Genomic DNA, 18438 nt, shown 5'->3' on the forward strand with positions numbered 1-18438 from the left:
CATCGATGCGGCGGTAGCGTCGGACGATGACCCCCTCGATGGAGCAGCGCACGCTGGGTGACGGCGGCCCGAAGGTTTCGATCATCGGCTTGGGAACCGCCGCCCTCGGTCGACCGCTGTACATCAACGAGACCCACTGCGAAGACCTGGCGGGCGCTGCCGATCCAGAGTCGCTCGAGGCAAGGGCGGGCGAGGTTTTCGACGCCGCGCTGGCGGGTGGCGTCACCTACTTCGACACCGCCCGCTCCTACGGTCTGGGCGAGCGCTTCCTCGGCCACTGGCTCGGGCGGCTGGGCGCCTCCGATCGGGTGAGCGTCGGTTCGAAGTGGGGCTACACCTACGTGGCCGACTGGGACCCTGACGCCACCACTCACGAGGTGAAGAACCACTCCCACACGGCCCTGCGGCGACAACTCGGCGAGACCCGCGCCGAGTTGTGCGACCATCTCGGCATCTACCAGATCCACTCGGTGACCCCGGACTCGCCGGTCCTCGACGACGGCGCCGTGATCGCTGCGCTGGGCGAGTTGCGGGCCACCGGGGTGCGCGTCGGCCTGACCACCAGCGGACCCGACCAGGCCGACGTCATCCGACGCGCCCTCAAGGTGGAGGCGAACGGCACCCCGCTGTTCTCGACGGTGCAGGCAACGTGGAACCTCTTGGAACGCTCGGCAGGACCGGCGCTGGCCGAGGCACACGACGCCGGGTTGGGCGTGATCGTCAAGGAGGCCCTGGCCAACGGCCGCCTGGCCGGTGCTGGTAACCGGGCCGACGTCGCCCACCTCACGGGTTGGCCGCCCGACGCGGTGGCACTGGCGGCTGCCGCCTCCCAACCGTGGGCCGACGTGGTACTCAGTGGAGCGGCCACCGTTGAACACCTGCAGTCCAACCTGCTGGCCACCAAGGTGATGCTGGACGGCGACCCGACGTTGGCCCTTGGAGGCGACGCCCCGATCGAGCCTGAGCGCTACTGGGCCGAACGCTCCCAACGTCCCTGGACCTAGGCTCGGTCCAGCATCGTCGCACGCGGAGGATCAGTGGAAGACACACATTTCGGCGGGGATGAGGTACGACGGCTGAGCGGCGAACCTCGCACTTCAACGATCGCTGCGTCCGGTCACAACCAGGCAACCGGTGGGCTGATCGGCAGGCGCAAGCGCGTCTACGGCAACGACATGCTGTACGTCACCGCACCCGACGGGTCCAAGATCGGACGAGTGAATCTGGAAACCGGTCGGGTCACGATGGACCAAGCCATCCTGCGCGACATGTTGGACCGCTTCGTTAAGGACTGGCGGGCCACCCACATGGGAGCGCAACCGCCATCCGGTGGCGACCGCAGCGACACTACCGGCTCACTCCAAGATGATCGTCCCCTCGTTACGCCCGCGCCCCCGGCGGATGCCGATACCGCCGGCGTATCGGCCCAGAACATGTACAACCGCAAATCTGCTCGGGAACTGGCCAAAAAGCAGCAGATCGTGGCCGCCGATGCCCGATGGCGCCAAGAGGCCAAGGCAGCGCGTCCCGTGATGGGTCGCCTGGCGGCCGCGCTGACCGCCAAGCCAAAGATCACACCGGAGTCGCAGACCACGGCCAACTGGAGGGTGGGCGCCGAGGGCGAACGGCTCGTCGGTGAGGTACTCAAGGGCGTGCGAGGCATCGAGGTGCTGCACGACCGCCTCATCCCGGGCAGCCGGGCCAACATCGACCACCTGGTTGTCGGCCCGTCAGGCGTCTTCGTCATCGACGCCAAGAAGTACACGGGCAAGCTGGAGGCCCGAGACGTCGGTGGCATGTTCCGTCACGACCCGAGGCTTTACGTCAAGGGCCGTGACCGCACCAAACTGGTCGACGGGGTGCGCCACCAGATCGAGGTGGTTCGCACCACCCTCGGTGACGAATTCGCAGGCGTGGCGATCCGGGGCGTGCTGTGCTTCATCGGCGTCGAATGGCCCCTACTCCGCCGGCCCCAGCGGGTCAAGGGTGTGGTCGTCGTCTGGCCCCAGGGTCTCCCAAAGGTCGTCACCTCCGGTAGACCCTTGAACGACCGGGTGGTCGATGTGGCAACGCACCTTCGCACCCGGCTTCGTCCGGCAGGTGGGTAGCTCCGAGCCCGAAAGCGGTGAGTGTCAACGACCGATCAGGGTGTCGACGCCAACGGTCCAGTCGCCGCCGACAGCGACTCAGTCGACGCCGGCGTCGGTTGTCAGCAGACGCTGAAACCACTTGGCCGAGTCCTTGGGGATACGGCGGTAGTCGTTGTCGTAGTCGGTGTAGACGATGCCGAAGCGGGGGCTGCGGCCCAGCACCCACTCGACGTTGTCCGCATAGGACCAAGCGAAGTAGCCGTCAACGTTGATGCCCTCGGCCTTTGCGGCCAACACCGCCTCGAGGTTGCGGCGATACACCCAGATACGAATGTCGTCGCGCACCCGGCCGTCCGGCTCCAAACGATCCTGGCCGCCAAACCCACCCTCGGTTACCACCATCCGTTTGGCCACCGGGTGGTTGGCGTACTTGCGGAACGTCCACAGCAACGCGTCGGCGTCCTGAGGAATGCCGATGGCAGAGGAAACCCTCGCCTCTGCACCGGGCACCGTCATCGTCGGCACCGCCCCGACGACGGGCAACTTGCGCAGCGCCACCAACGGCCCGTAACACTGCACACCCATGAAGTCGTACTCGAAGCGGGCCGATTCCAGGTCGCCGTCCTCGATGTGGCGCTTCATCAAGTTGAGCAGCCGGTTGGCCTCGAACGGGTAGCCCAGCCCACCGGCAGGGTCGAGGTGCATGTCGATGGCCAGGGCCTCGATCGCCCGCTTGCGGCGGGCGGTGCGCTCGTCGGTTGGCTCGTAGGGGTAGGCGACCGACATGACGTTGGTCGTGCCGATCTCAGCGTCCTCGGGCAACGCGGCCCGCATCCGACGTCCGGCTTCGGCGCAGGCCAGGTTGATGTGGTGCACGCTGCGCAGCGTGGTGTTGGGGTGGAGGCCCTTTCGGCCGTACAGCCCCAGCACCAGGTGTCCAGCGACGCTGGCAGGTTCGTTAAACACCATCCATTTCTTGACCCGGTCGCCAAACCGTTCGGCGCACACCTCGGCGAATCGGGCGAAGTCCTCGACGATGCCTCGGCGGGTCCAGCCGCCCTCCTGCCACAAGGCCAGCGGAATGTCCCAGTGGTGGACGGTCACCCATGGCTCCATGCCCGCTTCCAGGGTGGCGTCGATGACCCGGTCGTAGAAGTCGGCGCCCTTCGGGTTCAGCCGCTCACGCCCGGTACCCATCAGGCGTGGCCACGACAGCGAGATGCGGTTGGCACCGAAGCCGAGGTCCTTGATCATCTCGATGTCCTCGGGATACCGGTTGTAGAAGTCGATGCCCTGATCGCCCCCCTCGCCGGCGATCTTGCCGGTGCGGGTCAGCTCATCCCAGATCGACGGTGCCTTACCGTCAGCGGAGGGTGCACCTTCGATCTGAAAGGCCGCTGAGGCCACACCCCAGGTGAAGTCGTCGCCGAAATCGCTTCGCTTCACAGGTACGTCACCGTTCGTCGGGTCTCACTGTCGGGGGTCATGGACGGGCATGGTAGCCAGAAACCGGCTGACCGCTGCCCGCCGAGGCGCAAACGGCTAACCTCCACACCGCTCGCAGATGCCTGCGAGCCCGTCACGAACCCGACCGACCGCACCCCAGAATTGATATTTTGGGTCCAGCAGTCGGTGGCGGAACGAACGAAACGGAACGGCACATCGTGAAGACTCTTGGCAACATTCTGTGGTTCGTCTTCGCCGGCCTCTGGCTGGCCTTGGGGTACGCACTGGCGGGGCTGGTGCTGTGCATCACCATCATCGGCATTCCGTTTGGCGTGCAGGCGTTCAAGTTGGCGGCATTCACCCTGTGGCCCTTTGGAAAGACCGTCGTGGCCAGCCCCGAGGGCGGCTGCCTCGAGGTGGGAGCAAACGTTGTATGGCTGGTCCTGGTCGGCTGGGAGTTGTTCCTGGCCCACCTCGCCGCCGGTGTGCTGCTGTGCATCACCATCATCGGGTTTCCGTTCGGGATCCAGGCGTTCAAGCTGAGCGCATTGTCACTGTGGCCCTTCGGCCGGTCGATCGTGCCCATCGACTCGCTGTCGCCCGACGCCGTCGTCACCCATTCCGTGCCCACATAGGGGTAGCGCCCGGCTGGAGAGCGGGCCGATCGTCTGACGGATCAGCGGCACACCCGGGCGATAGGCGAGATGGTGGTGGCTCGGGGCATCGAGTATCACGGCATGCCCGGCCGAACCCGGTGAAAGCCGACCAACGTCTTCTCGGCGCAGAGCTGCGGCCCCGCCGGTGGTGACTGCTGCGATGGCCTCGTCGATCGTCATGTGCATCTCCCGCACCGCCAAGGCGATGCAGAACGAGATGGACGTGGTGTAGCTGGACCCGGGGTTGCAGTTGGAGGCCAGCGCCACGGTGGCGCCGGCGTCGAGCACCCGGCGGGCGTCGGGATAGGGCTGGCGGGTGGAGAAATCGGTGGCGGGCAAGAACGTCGCAACCGTCTCGCCGCCCGCCAGCGCATCGATGTCGGCGTCGGTGAGATACGTGCAGTGGTCGACCGATGCGCACCCGCACTCGACCGCCAGTTGCACGCCCGGGCCGTGGCCCAGCTGGTTGCCGTGCAGCCGCAGGCCCAGCCCCGCCGCCCGGCCTGCGTCGAGCACCGCCCGGCACTGGTCGGCATCGAACGCCCCGGTCTCGCAGAATGCGTCCACCCACTTGGCCGTGCCGGCCACCCGGCAGAGCATGTCGTTGCACACCAGAGCGATGTAGTCGTCGGCGCGCCCGGCGTACTCCCGAGGCAGCAGGTGAGCGCCAAGGAACGTCGCCTCCGAGGTGTGGGCACGGGCGATGTCGACCGAGCGGACTTCGTCATCGACGGTGAGCCCGTAGCCCGACTTGATCTCGATGGTGGTGGTGCCCGCCCGATGGGCCTCGGCCAAACGTTCTCGAACCAGCGCATCGAGCCTCGCGGTGGAGGTGGCCCGGGTGGCGTCGGTGGTGACCTGGATGCCACCGCCATCATAGGGCCGCCCGTCCATCCGGGCGGTGAACTCCTCCGACCGATCCCCGGCGAACACCAGGTGGGTGTGCGAGTCGACGAAGCCGGGCAGCACGCACGCACCTCCGGCGTCGATGCGACGGTCTGCGACCGCGCCGGCCGGCCCGACAGCGACGACCACGTCGTCGGCAATGACGACACAGGCGTTCTCGACTATGCCGAGTGACCCACGGCCCAACGCCGGGTCGTTGGTGATCAGCGATCCGATGTTGTCGATCACCAGCGATTCAGCGGTCATATCCAGCGACTCCTCGGTTGGTTGAACCCGGCCCTCATTCGAACAACCGGGCGATCGACGCCTGAAGTTCGGCGGGGACATCGATGGTGGCGTGGCGCCTGTCGGCCACGACGACCCGTCCGTCGACAACGACGTGGGTCACGTCCGCTGCCGACGCGGCAAACATCGCCACCTCAACCGCCGAATATGTCGGCGCGCCGGCGGTGCGCACCGAGTCCAGCGCCAGTGTCACCAGGTCGGCGCGCGCCCCAACGACAATCGTGCCCGCATCGTCCCAGCCCAGACTGCGATGACCGTTTCGGGACGCCATCTCCAGCAGGTCGGATGCCGCGTGGTTCCCCCTGCGATGGCTGCGCAGCCGCTCGTTCAGCTCCAGTGCCCGCGCCTCCTCCAACAGGTCGATCGAGGCGTGAGAGTCGGTACCAAGGCTCATTGCGATGCCCTCGGCGCCGAATCGGTGGGTGGGGCCGATGCCGTCGCCCAGGTCCCGTTCGGTGGTGGGGCACATCGCCACGGTGGCACCCGCTGCGGCCAGCAGTGCGATGTCGGTTTCGCTGAGGTGGGTGGCGTGTACCGCGCTGAACCGGGGGCCCAGTGCGCCGGCCTCGGAGAAGACGGCCACTGGCGTGACACCGTGGTGGGCGAGACACGCCTCGTTCTCGGCGGTTTGTTCGGACGCGTGTGCGTGCAGCGGTGCCCCTGCTGCCGCTGCCCATGCTGCGACCGCCGTCATCGCTCGAGGATCGACAGCCCGCACCGAATGGACGGCCGCACCGACCCGCTGGGTGGTGGGGTCGATGACGCGCAGGTCATCGACGCGTTCGACCCAGCGGTCGCCGCTGCCGTCGCTGAACCTCAGCTGGGCGTCGTTGGGTGGGAGGTAGCCACCTGTTTGTGGGGACCCGTTGTGAGTGGAGCCGTCGCTTGGGGAGCTGCTCGTTGAGGGGGCATCGCCCAGGCCACCGTGCAGGTACATGGTGTCGAGCAACGTGATGCGGATCCCCGCCTCGGCGGCGGCCGCCAGAAGTGCCTCCCCCATGGCGTTGGGATTGTCGTAGCGGCCGCCGTCGGTGCGGTGATGCAGATAGTGGAACTCGCCCACGGAGGTGACGCCGGCCAGCGCCATCTCGGCGAACGTTGCCCGGGCCAGGCGGTGGTAGCTGTCGGGCTGCAGCCGGGCGGCCGCCCGATACATCACGTCACGCCACGTCCAGAACGTGCCGCCTCCGGCCTGGGTGCGAGATCGTAAGGCGCGGTGAAAGGCGTGGCTGTGAGCATTGGCCAAGCCCGGCAGCGTGAGGCCCGGCAAACGGGTGGCCCCAGGACCGGGCGCGGAACCCTGGGTGATCGACGTGAACCTGCCGTCGACCACCTCGATCGACACCGACGTCTGGACCGTTCCGTCGATCACCGCCAAGTCGCAGTGGTAGCGCCCGGCGCCGACTGCGCTCATGGGCCCACCCGAGCGGGAGGTCGACCGCACCGCGTCCCGGTCGCTTCGTGAAAACCGCCTAGCCAACCGCCAACGGCGCAGCAGGGGTGTGGGCGGTCACCGCGACGCGGTTCCACACGTTGATGACCGCAATGGCCATGACCACGTTGGTGAGTTCGAGTTCGTTCAGATGCTCGCTTGCGGACTCCCAGATCTGATCGCTCACTCCGTCCTCGCCCAACCGGGTCACCGCGTCGGTCAGGTCGAGCACGGCGCGCTCCAACTCTGAGAAGTACGGCGACTCGTGCCATGCCGAAACGGCCACGATCCGACGCAGATCCTCGCCGCCCTTCAACGCATCGGTGGTGTGCATGTCGACGCAATAGGCACAACCGTTGAGCATGGACGCCCGGATCTTGATCAGCTCGAACAACTTCGGCTCGACGCCCTTCCTGGCGCAGGTCTCGAGTGCCAACACCGCTTTGAACGCCTCCGGCGCCAGCTGCCACATATCGAGCCGTTGTTCCATGACGAACTCCTCCCGTACCGACGGAGTCCTGTTGGCCCCGTGCGGCCCCCAGTCTGCTGCGCCGCAAACCCTGACGGCCCGCGGGGATCATCGTGGCGATGCTCGGAACGAGCCGACCCTGTTCACGAGCCAACCCTGGCGACGAAGGCGGTGATGCGCTCGACGAACGCGTCCCGGTGAAACGCTTCATAGGTGTCCCACGTGCTGAGCGTGGCCGGGTCGTCCACCTTGTCGATGAACAGGACACCGTCGAGGTGGTCGCACTCGTGTTGCCAGGTGGCGGCGGTGAGGCCCCGAATCACCTCGTCGTGCTCGGCACCGTCACGGTCGAGGTAGCGCACCCGCACGTTGACGTGGCGCCGCACCTCGCCCCGCAGCGGCACCGACAGACAGCCCTCGTTGATGACGACCTGCTCGTCGTCCAGCGGCTCGATCACCGGGTTGATCGCCACGGTCAACGGGATGCGGGGCTTGTAGGGGTACCGGGGGTTGTCGCCCACCTCCATGACGGCGATGCGCACCGGTTCGCCCACCTGAGTGGCGGCCAGGCCGGCGCCGTTTGCGTGGCGCATCGTGGCGACCAGATCGTCGATCAACGCCTGCACCTGCGCCGAACCCACCTCGGCCAACGGGACGTCCTGAGCCACCTCGCGCAATGCCGGGTGGCCGATCGACAACACCTCTCGGATGCTCACGGCCTTCTCCTTGCCCGAGGCCGACGCATGCTGAGGGTCCGGCAACGGCTGTTCACGCGTTTGCGACGAGTCCGTCGGCGCGGGTCCAGAGCATCGGGAACAGCGGGTGGTCCATCGGCGCACCGTCGGGGATCTCGGCGTCAAGGCCATCGAATGGGGGCGAGGTGGTCCAGCGCCTGGGGGCGTGCGCCATGTCGTCGCCCAGGAACCTCACCGACAGCACCCGACGTCGGTTGACGCCGGACACGCCGCCGGCGCCGTGCACGGTCAACATGTTGAAGAACACCGCATCGCCCGGTTCGAGTTCCCAGCCCAGCACCCGCCAGCGCTCGGGTTCGGCGGAAAAGTCGGGCAGTTCGGCGAGGGCGCCGTCGGGAAACCACTTGGCCTCGTCATCGAGAAAGGTCCGCGGCATGTACCAGGGGCCTCGGTGGCTGCCCGCGATGAACTCCAGCGTTGCTGATCGAGCCACCGGGTCGACCGGAAACCACATCGACGCATTCTGAACTCCGTCGACGTTGTAGTAGGGCTGATCCTGATGCCAGGGGGTGTGTTGTTTGGTGCCCGGCTCCTTGACCAGCACGTGGTCGTGGTACAGCCGGATCGTGTCGGACCCGGTCAGCTGGGCTGCGATCTCGGCCCCGGGGGACTCCTTGATGAAGCGCTCCATGGCGGGCAGCCGATTCCAGTTGCAGAAGTCCTCGATGAAAGCGCCGTCGCCGTCGGCCGAGGCTCGCTTGGCCCGCGGCGATAGCGCCGAGAGATTTTCATCGATTGCCTCGGTGGCCCAGCCCACCTGCTCAGGGGTGAAGGCGCCTCGGACGCAGACGGCGCCGTCGGCGTCGTAGTCGCCCTCAACCTCCCAGTGACCCTCGACCGCGTGGTTGCGATCGCCCGGTTGGACGCTCATGAGTTGCCCTCCTGTTTCATCGGTATCGTGACGCCGCGCTCATCGGCCACTTCAATGGCCCGGTCGTAACCCGCATCGACGTGACGGATCACGCCCATGCCCGGATCGTTGGTGAGCACGCGTTCGAGTTTCTCGGCGGCCAGGTCGGTGCCATCGGCCAGGCTGACCTGACCGGCGTGGATCGAGCGGCCAATGCCGGTGCCGCCGCCGTGGTGGATGCTCACCCAGGTGGCGCCCGAGCACGTGTTGATCAGCCCGTTGAGCAGCGGCCAGTCGGCGATGGCATCGGAGCCGTCGGCCATCGCCTCGGTCTCCCGGTAGGGGGAGGCCACCGAGCCCGAGTCGAGGTGGTCTCGGCCGATTACCACAGGCGCCGACAGTTCACCGGAGCGCACCATCTCGTTGAAGCGCAGGCCCAGCCGGTGCCGTTCGCCGTAGCCGAGCCAGCAGATGCGGGCCGGTAGGCCTTGGAACGCCACCCGTTCACCCGCCATCTCGATCCAGCGGTGGAGGCCCTCGTGGTCGGGGAACTCCTCGAGCACCGCCCGGTCGGTGGCGGCAATGTCGGCCGGGTCACCCGACAGCGCAACCCAGCGGAACGGGCCGAGGCCCTCGCAGAACAGGGGCCGGATGTAGGCGGGAAGAAAGCCCGGGTAGTCGAAGGCCCGTTCGAAGCCACCGAGCCTGGCCTCGGCGCGCAGGCTGTTGCCGTAGTCGAACACCTCGGCGCCTCCGTCCATAAAGCCGACCATCGCCTCGCAGTGAGCGGCCATCGCCGCACGGGCTCGGCGGGTGAACTCCGTTGGGTCGTTCTGCTTCAGTTCTGCGGCTGCCTCCGGGGTGAGGTCGTTGGGCAGGTAGCTCAGCGGGTCGTGGGCGCTGGTCTGGTCGGTGACGATGTCGGCGTCCAGACCATCGGCCAGGAGGCGGGGAAGGATGTCGGCCGCATTGCCGAGCAAACCGACGGACAGCGGCGTCTTGGTTGCCTTGGCCTCGGTGACCCTGGCGATCGCCGTTGCGTAATCGGGGGCGATCTCGTCGAGGTAGCGGTGATCCACCCGGCGCTGCAGCATGGACTGGTCGACGTCGACGATCAGCACCACGCCGTCGTTCATCGTGACCGCCAGCGGTTGGGCCCCACCCATGCCGCCTGCGCCTGCGGTCACGGTGAGCGTGCCGGCCAGCGTGCCACCGAAGCGCTTGCGGGCGATTTCGGCGAAGCACTCATAGGTGCCCTGCAGAATTCCCTGGGTGCCTATGTAGATCCACGAACCGGCGGTCATCTGCCCGTACATCGTGAGCCCCTGGGCCTCGAGGCGACGAAACTCATCCCAGTTCGCCCAATCGGGCACCAGGTTGGAGTTGGCCAGGATCACCCGGGGCGCCCACTCGTGGGTGCGCATGATCCCGACGGGTTTGCCGGACTGCACCAGCATCGTCTCGTCGCGTTTTAGGGTGGTGAGCCCTCGGAGCATGGCCCGGTAGGCGTCCCACGATCGGGCGGCGCGGCCGGTGCCGCCGTACACCACCAGTTCGTCGGGATTTTCGGCCACTTCGGGGTCGAGGTTGTTCTGCAACATCCGAAAGGCGGCCTCCTGGGGCCAACCCTTGCAGGTCAGGTCGGTGCCCCGAGGCGCCGAGATGTTCCTCACGGGCGTGCCGATCGCTCCAAAGCTGCTACTCATGGGTTGCAGTGTGGTCAACGTTTGGCTACGTTGTCAACCAGCAACATTCATTGTCATGGAATGACACTCTCATTCCCGCGTTCTACCGCCGCAGCGACCTCACCAACGATCGGAGCAGGCAATGACCACCCCGGCCCCCAAAGCGCCGCCCTCGGAAAGCCCGACCGACTCCGTCGAGGACGCTTCCGAAGATCCGGCAACCACGTCGGCCACGCCCGAGGGTGCCACGCTGGAAGATCCGGCGGTGCCTCGCTCGGTCGGCCGGGTACTCGACCTGTTGGAGATCGTCCTCGCCAAGCACGCCTGCAACCTGACCCACGCCGCCCAAAGCGCCGGGCTGACACCAACAACCACCCTCCGGTACCTGCGTGCCCTCGAGCTTCGCGGCTATCTGGCGCGGGATGCCGCCGGCGACTACTCGGCCGGGTCCACCCTCTTGCGTCTTGCCGCATCGCTCCGGGACCGCAGCGTGATCGACCGTCTCGCGTCGGCCGCACAGCCGCACCTCGATCGCCTCGCCGAACAGACCGGCGAGTCTGCATACCTGGCGATCAGCGACGGGCGGATCGGCACCTACGTCGCTGCCGCAGAGAGCCCGCGGGCCATCCGCCACGTGGGCTGGGTTGGCCAGGACGTGCCGCTTGAGAATTCCGCCCTGGGTTCGGCGCTGCGCAGCCCCGGCCAGGTCGTCGACCGAACCGGGGCGGTCGAAGATGACATCACAGCCATCAGCCGAGCGCTGCCCGTCGAGGGAACACTCGGCATCGCCGTATCGATCGTTGGGCCGGAGCACCGCTTCGGCCCAGAGGAACGCTCCGATCACGAAACCGCACTGAATCAGGCCGTCGAAGCGCTGGAGCGTCAACTCCGCGTCACCGGGGAGGACCTCGCATGACCATCCAGCTGAACGGACCCGGCGTCACCATCGACGACGTGGTCGCCGTGGCCCGCGGAGGCGAGGCGGTCGAGTTGACCGCCACGGCCCTCGACGCCATGGCCCGGGCGCGGGCCGTCGTCGACCGGATGACCGAAGGCGAGCCCCGATATGGCATCTCCACCGGCTTCGGGGCGTTGGCCACCGCGTCGATTCCACCCGAACGGCGTCGGGCACTTCAGGTTGCCCTGGTGCGCTCACATGCGGCTGGCATGGGCGAGCCGGTTGAGGACGAGGTGGTTCGGGCCATGGTGCTGCTTCGGGCCCGCACCCTCGCACTGGGCCACAGCGGCGCCCGCCCGCTGGTGGCCAAGGGCATGGTCAACCTGTTGAACGCCGGGATCTCGCCAGTGGTTCCCGAGTACGGGTCGCTGGGCGCGTCGGGAGATCTGGCCCCCTTGGCCCATGGAGCGTTGGCGCTGCTGGGCGAGGGGGAGGTGATGGTCGATGGGGTCCGCAAGCCGGCGGCCCAGGCCTTGGCCGAAGCCGGTCTGGAGCCAATCGAACTGGCCGAGAAGGAAGGTTTGGCGGTCACCAACGGCACCGACGCCATCCTCGGCATGCTGTGCCTGGCCATCGACGACACGCGACGTCTGCTCGCCCAGGCCGACGCGATCACCGCCATGACCGTGGAGGGTCTGCTGGCCAGCGCCTCGCCCTTCGCAGCCGACCTTCAGACGCTCCGCCCTCAACCGGGCCAGGCGGTTTCGGCCGCCAACCTGGTGACCATGCTGGCCGACTCGCCAATCGTGGCCAGCCATGACACGCCTGACGACACCCGGGTTCAGGATGCCTATTCAATTCGTTGCACGCCTTCGGTACACGGTGCAGTGCGCGACACCCTGGCCCACTGCACCTCGGTGGCCGAGGCCGAGCTTGCGTCGGCCATCGACAACCCCATGGTCATGAGCGACGGCCGGGTCGAGTCCTGCGGCAACTTTCACGGCGCCCCGCTGGGTTTCGCAGCAGACTTCCTGGCCATCGCGGTCGCCGAGGTGGGTGCGATCGCAGAGCGGCGTATGGACCGCATGCTCGACCACACCCGCAGCCAGGGTCTGCCGCCGTTCCTCGCCGAGGAGGTCGGCGTGGACAGCGGCCTGATGATCGGCCACTACACCGCTGCGGCCATGGCATCCGACAACAAGCGTCTGGCCGCGCCGGCCTCGGTCGACTCCCTGCCCACCTCCGGCATGCAGGAGGACCACGTGTCGATGGCGTGGCTGGCGGTGCGAAAGCTGCGCAAGGTGATCGACAACGTGCGACGGATCCTGGCCGTCGAGTACGTCTGCGCCGCTCGGGCCATCGATCTGCGCGCCCCGCTGCAGCCGTCCCCCGCCACCGACGCGCTGCGGCAACGGCTCCGGGCCGAGGTTGCCGGCTGCGGGCCCGACCGCTACCTGGCCCCCGAGCTTCAGGCCGCTGAGGAGTTGCTCCGCGTCGGTGCGTTGGGCGATGCGCTCGCCGACCTGGGCATCACGCTGGAGTAGGTGGGGCCGGCCCCAGGATTCAAACCGCTCAGGTGGCGTACATCTCGTCGATCACGTGCTCGTAGTGCTGAGCCACGATCGCCCGTCGCACCTTCAGCGTGGGCGTGATCTCGCCATCCTCCACGGTGAGGTCCTTCGGGAGGATTGCGAACTTTCGGATCGATTCCGCACGCGACACCTTTGCGTTCACCGCATCGACGGCGTGCTGCACCTCGGCCAGCAGATCATGGTGGTCGACCGCCTCGGCCACGCTGATCTCGTGGTTGGGGTCCCCCGGCCACCAGGCGTCGAACGCCTCCTCGTCGATCGTCACCACGGCTGCGATGAACCGACGATTGTCGCCCACCACCATCGCCTGGCTGATCAGTGAATGCGCCCGCAACTGGTCCTCCATCGGTTCGGGAGCCACGTTCTTGCCGCCGGCGGTGACGATCAGTTCCTTCTTCCGGCCGACGATGCGCAGAAACCCGTCCTCAATTCGGCCGACATCGCCGGTATTGAACCAGCCATCGTCTGCCAGCACTTCGCGGGTGGCCTCCTCGTTGTTCCAGTAGCCGCGGAACACCTGGGGCCCCTTCGCCTCAACTTCGCCATCCTCGGCGAGACGCAGGCTGGTGCCCGCCACCGGTCGGCCCACCGTTCCCGGACGCCAGGCGTCGACGCGGTTCACCGCCAGCACCGGTCCGGTTTCGGTCAGGCCGTAGCCCTCAAAGATGCGCACACCGACCCCATCGAAGAAGTGAGCCAGACGTTCACCCAGCGGGCTGCCCCCGCTGAAAGCGAAACGCATCGAGCCGCCGAACCCGTCGCGAACCTTGCGATAGACGAGCCGATCGAACAGTGCGTGCTCGGCGCGGGTGAGCCAACCGACCGACCCCTCGGCCCGTTGCCGTGAATAGCGGATGGCCACCTCGGTCGCCCGGTCGAAGATGGGGCCAACGTTGCCCGCCTCCGCCCGTTGTTGTGCGGTGCTGAACACCTTCTCGAACACGCGCGGCACCGCCACCACCATCGTGGGCGAGGAAAGGGCGAGTTCCTCGGGCAGGTTGGCGATCCCCGACGAGAACGTGCCCTTGATTCCGTATTCCGAACCCACCAGGGCGATGATCTTGGCGTACGTGTGGGCCAGCGGCAGGAACAGCAGACTGCGCTCGTCGGGGCCGAGCATCGACGCCACCGCATCGAGGTTCTGTTTCACGTTGGCCCGCAGGTTGCCGTGGGTGAGCATGCACCCTTTGGGCCGGCCCGTCGTCCCCGATGTGTAGACGAGGGTTGCCAGGTCGTCGATGGTCAGGGCGGCGATTCGCCTGTCGAGTTCTTCATCTGCGACCTCGCTCCCCTTCGCCGCCAGGTCGTCCAACCCGGCGCCGTCGATGACGAGCACTTCGCCACAGGCCACCTCGGGATCGACGACGCTGCCATCGATCAGTTCGGCCATGTTCGAGGTCTCGGCAACGGCCAGCACCGCTCCGCTGTCCGCCAGGATCCACGACACCTGGTCGGCAGCCGACGTCTCGTAAATCGGTACGGTCGCCGCGCCGACGGCCAGGATGGCGTAGTCCACCATCAGCCATTCCAGGCGGGTGCCCGACATCAACGCCACCCGGTCGCCTGGCGCCACCTCCGAGGCGATGAGGCCCTTCGCCATCGCTCGAACCCGACCATGAAACTCCGACGCGGTCACATTGCGGAAGCCCGACCCCTCCCGCACTGCGGCAACGACCCGGTCGGGGTCGATGGCAGCCCGTTCGATCAGGGGCTCGAGCAGGTGGGCGTTCGGCGCCAACGGAGCGAGGTGCGACCCGCTCACCTGCCGCTGCCCATGAGTGCCGCCTCTACCCGCCACCGGTTCAGGTACAGCATCGGTCGTGGTCACAATCTCGTCTCCTCCGGATACATCTCGAACCCTCTACTACAGCGTCGCGCACCGTCGGAACACTCCGGTGACCGGGTGTGTTCAGCCGAAGAACAAGACGGCCCCAAGCGCCACCACAAACCCGGTCTCGGTGGGCACCGCCAGCCGGTTGTAGCGCTCGGACCAGCCACGATCGGCGAAGGCGCCGATCACCCGCACCACCAGGATGGCCGAGGCGATCATCAACACGCCGGTGATTGCCTCACGCCCAAGATCGTTGAGGCCCAGGTAGCCGACGAACGCTCCGAGGCCCAGCGCCAGCGCCCCGTAGTAGCAGCGCACCTCGGTGCGTCCGGCCGGCCCGTCGGCGCTGAGGCCGTAGAAGGCCACCGACTCTGGGCGGACAAGAAACGTCAGGCCGGTGACGAGGAAGTACCCCACCACCAACACCACGGCGAGATCGATCAGCGTCACTGCACCATCATGCCCCGCACGGCCCCGGTCCGTCGCCTCGCCGAGCTACTGCGACCACGGCCCGTCGTAGCGCTGGAAGACGTAGATGGCCACCTCGCACTCCAACGACCGGGCAGCGTCGCTCAGTAACGGGCCCAGGATCGACTCGATCCGGTCCAATCGGTTCTTGAACGTGTTGTAGTGGATGTTGACGCGACGGGACGCCTCCGCCATGTTTCGTGTCTCCAGCCACAGGCCCAGCGTCTCCACCAGGTCGGAGTCGTGCGCCCGGTCGTAGGCAGCCAACGGACCGATGGCATGCTCGACGAACTCGGCCAACTCCTCGGTTGGGGTGGATGCCAGCAGACGCTCCAGCCCCAACTGGTCGAAGACCGCTGTGGCATGTCGGCCCTTGGCCCACCGCCCGACGTCGACGGCCCGGCCGGCCTCCTGGTAGCTCTGCGGCATCGCCATGGGATCGTCCACTCGGCGGCCCACCCCGATGCTCACCGTTACCTGATCCACTCGATTGTCCAGTTCGGTGCGCAGCCGTTCGGCCATCTCCCGCCGCTCGACGGGGTCGGCGGTCTCGGGTGCGATCAGTGCGGCGATCGTGGTGCTGCGGGTCCAGACGATTGCGTCGGCACCCAGCGTGGCCCGGGCTGCAGCGGCGATGGTGCCCAGCACCGTCGGCAGAACCTCGCGGTCCACCGGCGGGTCGATCGACGCCAGCAACACGGCGCGGGGTCGTGCCAGGTCCCACCCGAAGCTGATGGCACGCTCGGTCACGTCAGCGATGTCTCCTGCGTGACCGGCGATCAGTTCCTCCAACGAGGTGGCTTCAAAGCGCTCGCGTTCGGCTGCAGCGGCGCTGGCATGGGCCATGCGCACGGCGATGGCCTGCGATGCACGCTGCATGGCCAGGCGCCCATCCTCCTTCAGGCCCTCGCCGGTGGGTACCACGATCTCGCCGTAATCAAACTGTCCGGCGCTGATGGACTGCCGAGGCCACGAGGCGTCGGCAAGGTCGACACCATCCAGGGCATCCGAAGGCACGATCGCCATGGTGCGCCCCTCGGGGTCCAGCACGGCGACCGGGAACTCCAACAACAGGTGCAACGTGGTGGCGATCTCGGGCACTCCTCCCCCGGCGAGCACGATTGGGGTAAACCGTTCGTGGATTTCGAGGATCCGGTCCAAGCGCCGCTCCTGCGCCTCCAGCAGAGCATCGAGCACGCCCGCGGTCACGTCCACCAGCTCGTCGCCGCCGGCAAAGACGACCACCGGCATGCCCTGGCCGTTTGCGGCGCTCACCAGACCGGCTGGGAGGTCGCCCGAGGTGTTGAGACAAACCCCCAACCCAGCCACCCCCGCCACATCGAGGCTTCCGAACAACAGGTCCCAGCCATCGTCGACCGAGCCCAGTGCCTCAGAGGTGGTGACCAGCAGTTCATTGGAACCGGCCCGACCGACCAGGTCGGCATTCGCCGCCACCTTCGCCCGACTCACCTGTCGACCCAGTCCGGCTTTGCCTGCCACCACCTGAGCGTCGCCCCCCAACAAGTCGACAACCTCACCAACGTCACAGGTCCGCCACATCACGATAGTTTGACCAACCGTTGCACTGTGAACAACTCACAGTGCAACGGCGTGAATCCGTGGGTTTTTGCTGAAGCTGGGAGCCCCTGAGCGCCGTACTGTTGGACCCGTAAGCCAGCGCCACCGTCCTGACGACGGCCATTCGCAGCCGGGGCACGCTTGTTCGCTGCCCCGGCATCAACGCTTTTCCATTCAAGTGCAGCACCTCAACCAAGTAGCTCGGGAAGGAACGCAGCCGTGACGACCTCAACCGCCAGTCCATCTTCCAACGTGGGTGCCGAAGGGCAACTCACCGACGATCAACGCCAGGTCCTTCGAGACTGGTTGACCGACCAGCTCACCATTCAGCGGGAGCGCGTCCAGCAAGCCACCATCGATTTTGAGGCGCTCGCCGACTCGGACTCGGCGGTCGACCGCGAGCTGGGTCGAGAGGAACTCGACGCCGCGCTAGAAGCCGTCGTCGAACTCCAAGATGCGCTCCAACGCCTGGAGGCCGGCAAGTACGGCGTCTGTGTCGACTGCGGCAAGGCCATCCCGTTCGAGCGCATGGAGGCCATCCCCGAGGCCGACCGCTGCATCGGGTGCGCCGCCGCCTGGTAGGCCAACAGCTACGAACCGACGACCGTCATCCGTGATGGTGCGGGTCGAGGAACACTGCAGCGCCAAGGTCGGGGATGTTGCCATCCAGCCAGGCGACCGCCGTGTCATGGCCGCGCTCAATCAGTTCGGCACCATGAGAGAAGTCGGCGGGACTGGTTCGGATCGGACATGGCGGGGGTACCACACTGAGGTCCACCTGCGATTCGTAGGTCACCACGTCGCCACCCAGGCGCTGGTTGATCATCATCATCACCCCGTGGAGCGCCATTGCCAACGCCCCGGCCGGGGGTTCGGTCAGCGCACAGGCATAGCCGGTGGGCATCACCCAGATCCGGTCGGCGCCCAGTTCGACGGCCTGGCAGATTGGGGTGTTGTTCACGACCCCACCGTCCATCAGGTACCGCTCCCCGATCTTCACCGGCGGGAACACCGCAGGGATCGACGCGCTGGCAACCACCGCGTCCACGGTGTCACCGGTGGACAGCAGCACGCCCTCGCCGGTGAGCACGTCCGCCGCCAGCGCGTGCAGCGGGACGTGGGCGTCCTCCAGGCGTTCAAACGTCACGTGTTGGCGTACCAGGCGGCGCAGCGGCCCGGCGGGCACGAGGTTCCGCGCCTGCCCCAGAAACCCGCGCAGTCCCAGCAGCGGACGGGTGGGAAACACCTGGCTGCGCTTCAGCGACCGCCAGAGGTTTGCCAGCCCCGCAAGATCGGAGTCGCCGGGAGGGTGGCCGGCAAGCCACGCTCCGTTGATCGCTCCAACCGATGTGCCGACGATCAGATCCGGACGGATATTGCGCTCGTCCAGCGCCATCAACATGCCCGCCTGGACCGCGCCATGGGCGGCCCCTCCCGACAAGACGAATGCTGTGGTCACCCAGGTACCTCCCCGCTGATCGACGACCCGAGCATGCA

General features: G+C 67.2%; 17 protein-coding genes. 6 read left to right on the top strand and 11 right to left on the bottom strand.

Features of this window, described 5'->3' with window-relative positions:
• Positions 1–26: 26 nt before the first annotated feature.
• Together MPARV_RS0105340 and MPARV_RS24295 are read left to right on the top strand one after the other, a co-directional pair.
• On the top strand, positions 27–1004 hold the full coding sequence (locus MPARV_RS0105340; RefSeq protein ID WP_012224354.1) for an aldo/keto reductase: 978 nt from the start codon (positions 27–29) through the stop codon (positions 1002–1004).
• A gap of 33 nt (positions 1005–1037) precedes the next feature.
• Positions 1038–2108 (top strand): nuclease-related domain-containing protein, encoded by a 1071-nt coding sequence (locus tag MPARV_RS24295; protein WP_020377518.1) that lies wholly within the window; start codon positions 1038–1040, stop codon positions 2106–2108.
• Between the two features lie 78 nt (positions 2109–2186).
• Here the strand turns inward: MPARV_RS24295 and MPARV_RS0105350 are convergent, their stop codons facing one another.
• Positions 2187–3536 (bottom strand): glycoside hydrolase family 1 protein, encoded by a 1350-nt coding sequence (locus tag MPARV_RS0105350; protein ID WP_020377519.1) that lies wholly within the window; start codon positions 3534–3536, stop codon positions 2187–2189.
• A 218-nt stretch (positions 3537–3754) separates the two neighbouring features.
• Between MPARV_RS0105350 and MPARV_RS0105355 the strand changes: the two genes are divergently transcribed.
• Complete coding sequence (locus MPARV_RS0105355) at positions 3755–4171, top strand: YccF domain-containing protein (protein ID WP_012224340.1); 417 nt, start codon at positions 3755–3757, stop codon at positions 4169–4171.
• Here MPARV_RS0105355 and hutI read toward each other — a convergent pair.
• The 6 genes from hutI to hutU all read right to left on the bottom strand — a co-directional run bounded on the left by hutI (position 4088) and on the right by hutU (position 10595).
• Complete coding sequence (gene hutI / locus MPARV_RS0105360; RefSeq protein WP_012224338.1) at positions 4088–5344, bottom strand: imidazolonepropionase; 1257 nt, start codon at positions 5342–5344, stop codon at positions 4088–4090. The genes MPARV_RS0105355 and hutI overlap by 84 nt on opposite strands.
• 34 nt (positions 5345–5378) lie before the next feature.
• Positions 5379–6797 carry an amidohydrolase family protein gene (locus MPARV_RS0105365; protein ID WP_020377520.1) on the bottom strand — a complete coding sequence of 473 codons (1419 nt, stop codon included), beginning with the start codon at positions 6795–6797 and terminating at the stop codon, positions 5379–5381.
• 58 nt (positions 6798–6855) lie between these two features.
• Positions 6856–7305, bottom strand: coding sequence for a carboxymuconolactone decarboxylase family protein (locus MPARV_RS0105370; RefSeq protein ID WP_012224334.1), 450 nt, complete (start codon positions 7303–7305; stop codon positions 6856–6858).
• A 122-nt stretch (positions 7306–7427) separates the two neighbouring features.
• Positions 7428–8000, bottom strand: a complete 573-nt coding sequence (gene def / locus MPARV_RS0105375; RefSeq protein WP_012224332.1) for a peptide deformylase — start codon at positions 7998–8000, stop codon at positions 7428–7430.
• Between the two features lie 52 nt (positions 8001–8052).
• Entirely contained in the window at positions 8053–8910 is an 858-nt protein-coding gene (locus MPARV_RS0105380; protein ID WP_012224330.1) for a phytanoyl-CoA dioxygenase family protein, read from the bottom strand.
• The gene (gene hutU / locus MPARV_RS0105385) at positions 8907–10595 is read right to left on the bottom strand and encodes a urocanate hydratase (RefSeq protein ID WP_051011889.1); all 1689 of its coding nucleotides are present in this window, start codon (positions 10593–10595) and stop codon (positions 8907–8909) included. Before hutU ends, MPARV_RS0105380 begins: the two co-directional genes overlap by 4 nt.
• Before the next feature lie 121 nt (positions 10596–10716).
• Here hutU and MPARV_RS0105390 point away from each other — a divergent pair, with 121 nt between their 5' ends.
• Positions 10717–11490, top strand: a complete 774-nt coding sequence (locus tag MPARV_RS0105390) for an IclR family transcriptional regulator (protein ID WP_012224326.1) — start codon at positions 10717–10719, stop codon at positions 11488–11490.
• Complete coding sequence (gene hutH, locus MPARV_RS0105395; protein ID WP_020377523.1) at positions 11487–13016, top strand: histidine ammonia-lyase; 1530 nt, start codon at positions 11487–11489, stop codon at positions 13014–13016. Before MPARV_RS0105390 ends, hutH begins: the two co-directional genes overlap by 4 nt.
• Positions 13017–13044: 28 nt before the next feature.
• Here hutH and MPARV_RS0105400 read toward each other — a convergent pair whose 3' ends face one another.
• From MPARV_RS0105400 to MPARV_RS0105410, 3 genes are all read right to left on the bottom strand, one after another.
• Positions 13045–14826: an AMP-dependent synthetase/ligase gene (locus tag MPARV_RS0105400; RefSeq protein WP_020377524.1), complete on the bottom strand. Its 1782-nt coding sequence runs from the start codon at positions 14824–14826 to the stop codon at positions 13045–13047.
• 147 nt (positions 14827–14973) lie between these two features.
• Positions 14974–15345 carry a hypothetical protein gene (locus tag MPARV_RS0105405; protein ID WP_012224320.1) on the bottom strand — a complete coding sequence of 124 codons (372 nt, stop codon included), beginning with the start codon at positions 15343–15345 and terminating at the stop codon, positions 14974–14976.
• A 45-nt stretch (positions 15346–15390) separates the two neighbouring features.
• Positions 15391–16923 (bottom strand): helix-turn-helix domain-containing protein, encoded by a 1533-nt coding sequence (locus MPARV_RS0105410; RefSeq protein ID WP_020377525.1) that lies wholly within the window; start codon positions 16921–16923, stop codon positions 15391–15393.
• A gap of 237 nt (positions 16924–17160) precedes the next feature.
• On the opposite strand from MPARV_RS0105410, the gene MPARV_RS20860 reads away from it, so the two are divergent.
• Positions 17161–17523: a TraR/DksA family transcriptional regulator gene (locus tag MPARV_RS20860; RefSeq protein ID WP_012224317.1), complete on the top strand. Its 363-nt coding sequence runs from the start codon at positions 17161–17163 to the stop codon at positions 17521–17523.
• A gap of 25 nt (positions 17524–17548) precedes the next feature.
• Here MPARV_RS20860 and MPARV_RS0105420 read toward each other — a convergent pair whose 3' ends face one another.
• Positions 17549–18400 (bottom strand): patatin-like phospholipase family protein, encoded by an 852-nt coding sequence (locus tag MPARV_RS0105420; protein ID WP_012224315.1) that lies wholly within the window; start codon positions 18398–18400, stop codon positions 17549–17551.
• Positions 18401–18438 lie beyond the last annotated feature (38 nt).

This window comes from Candidatus Microthrix parvicella Bio17-1 (assembly GCF_000299415.1).
Taxonomy (GTDB): Bacteria; Actinomycetota; Acidimicrobiia; order Acidimicrobiales; family Microtrichaceae; genus Microthrix; species Microthrix parvicella.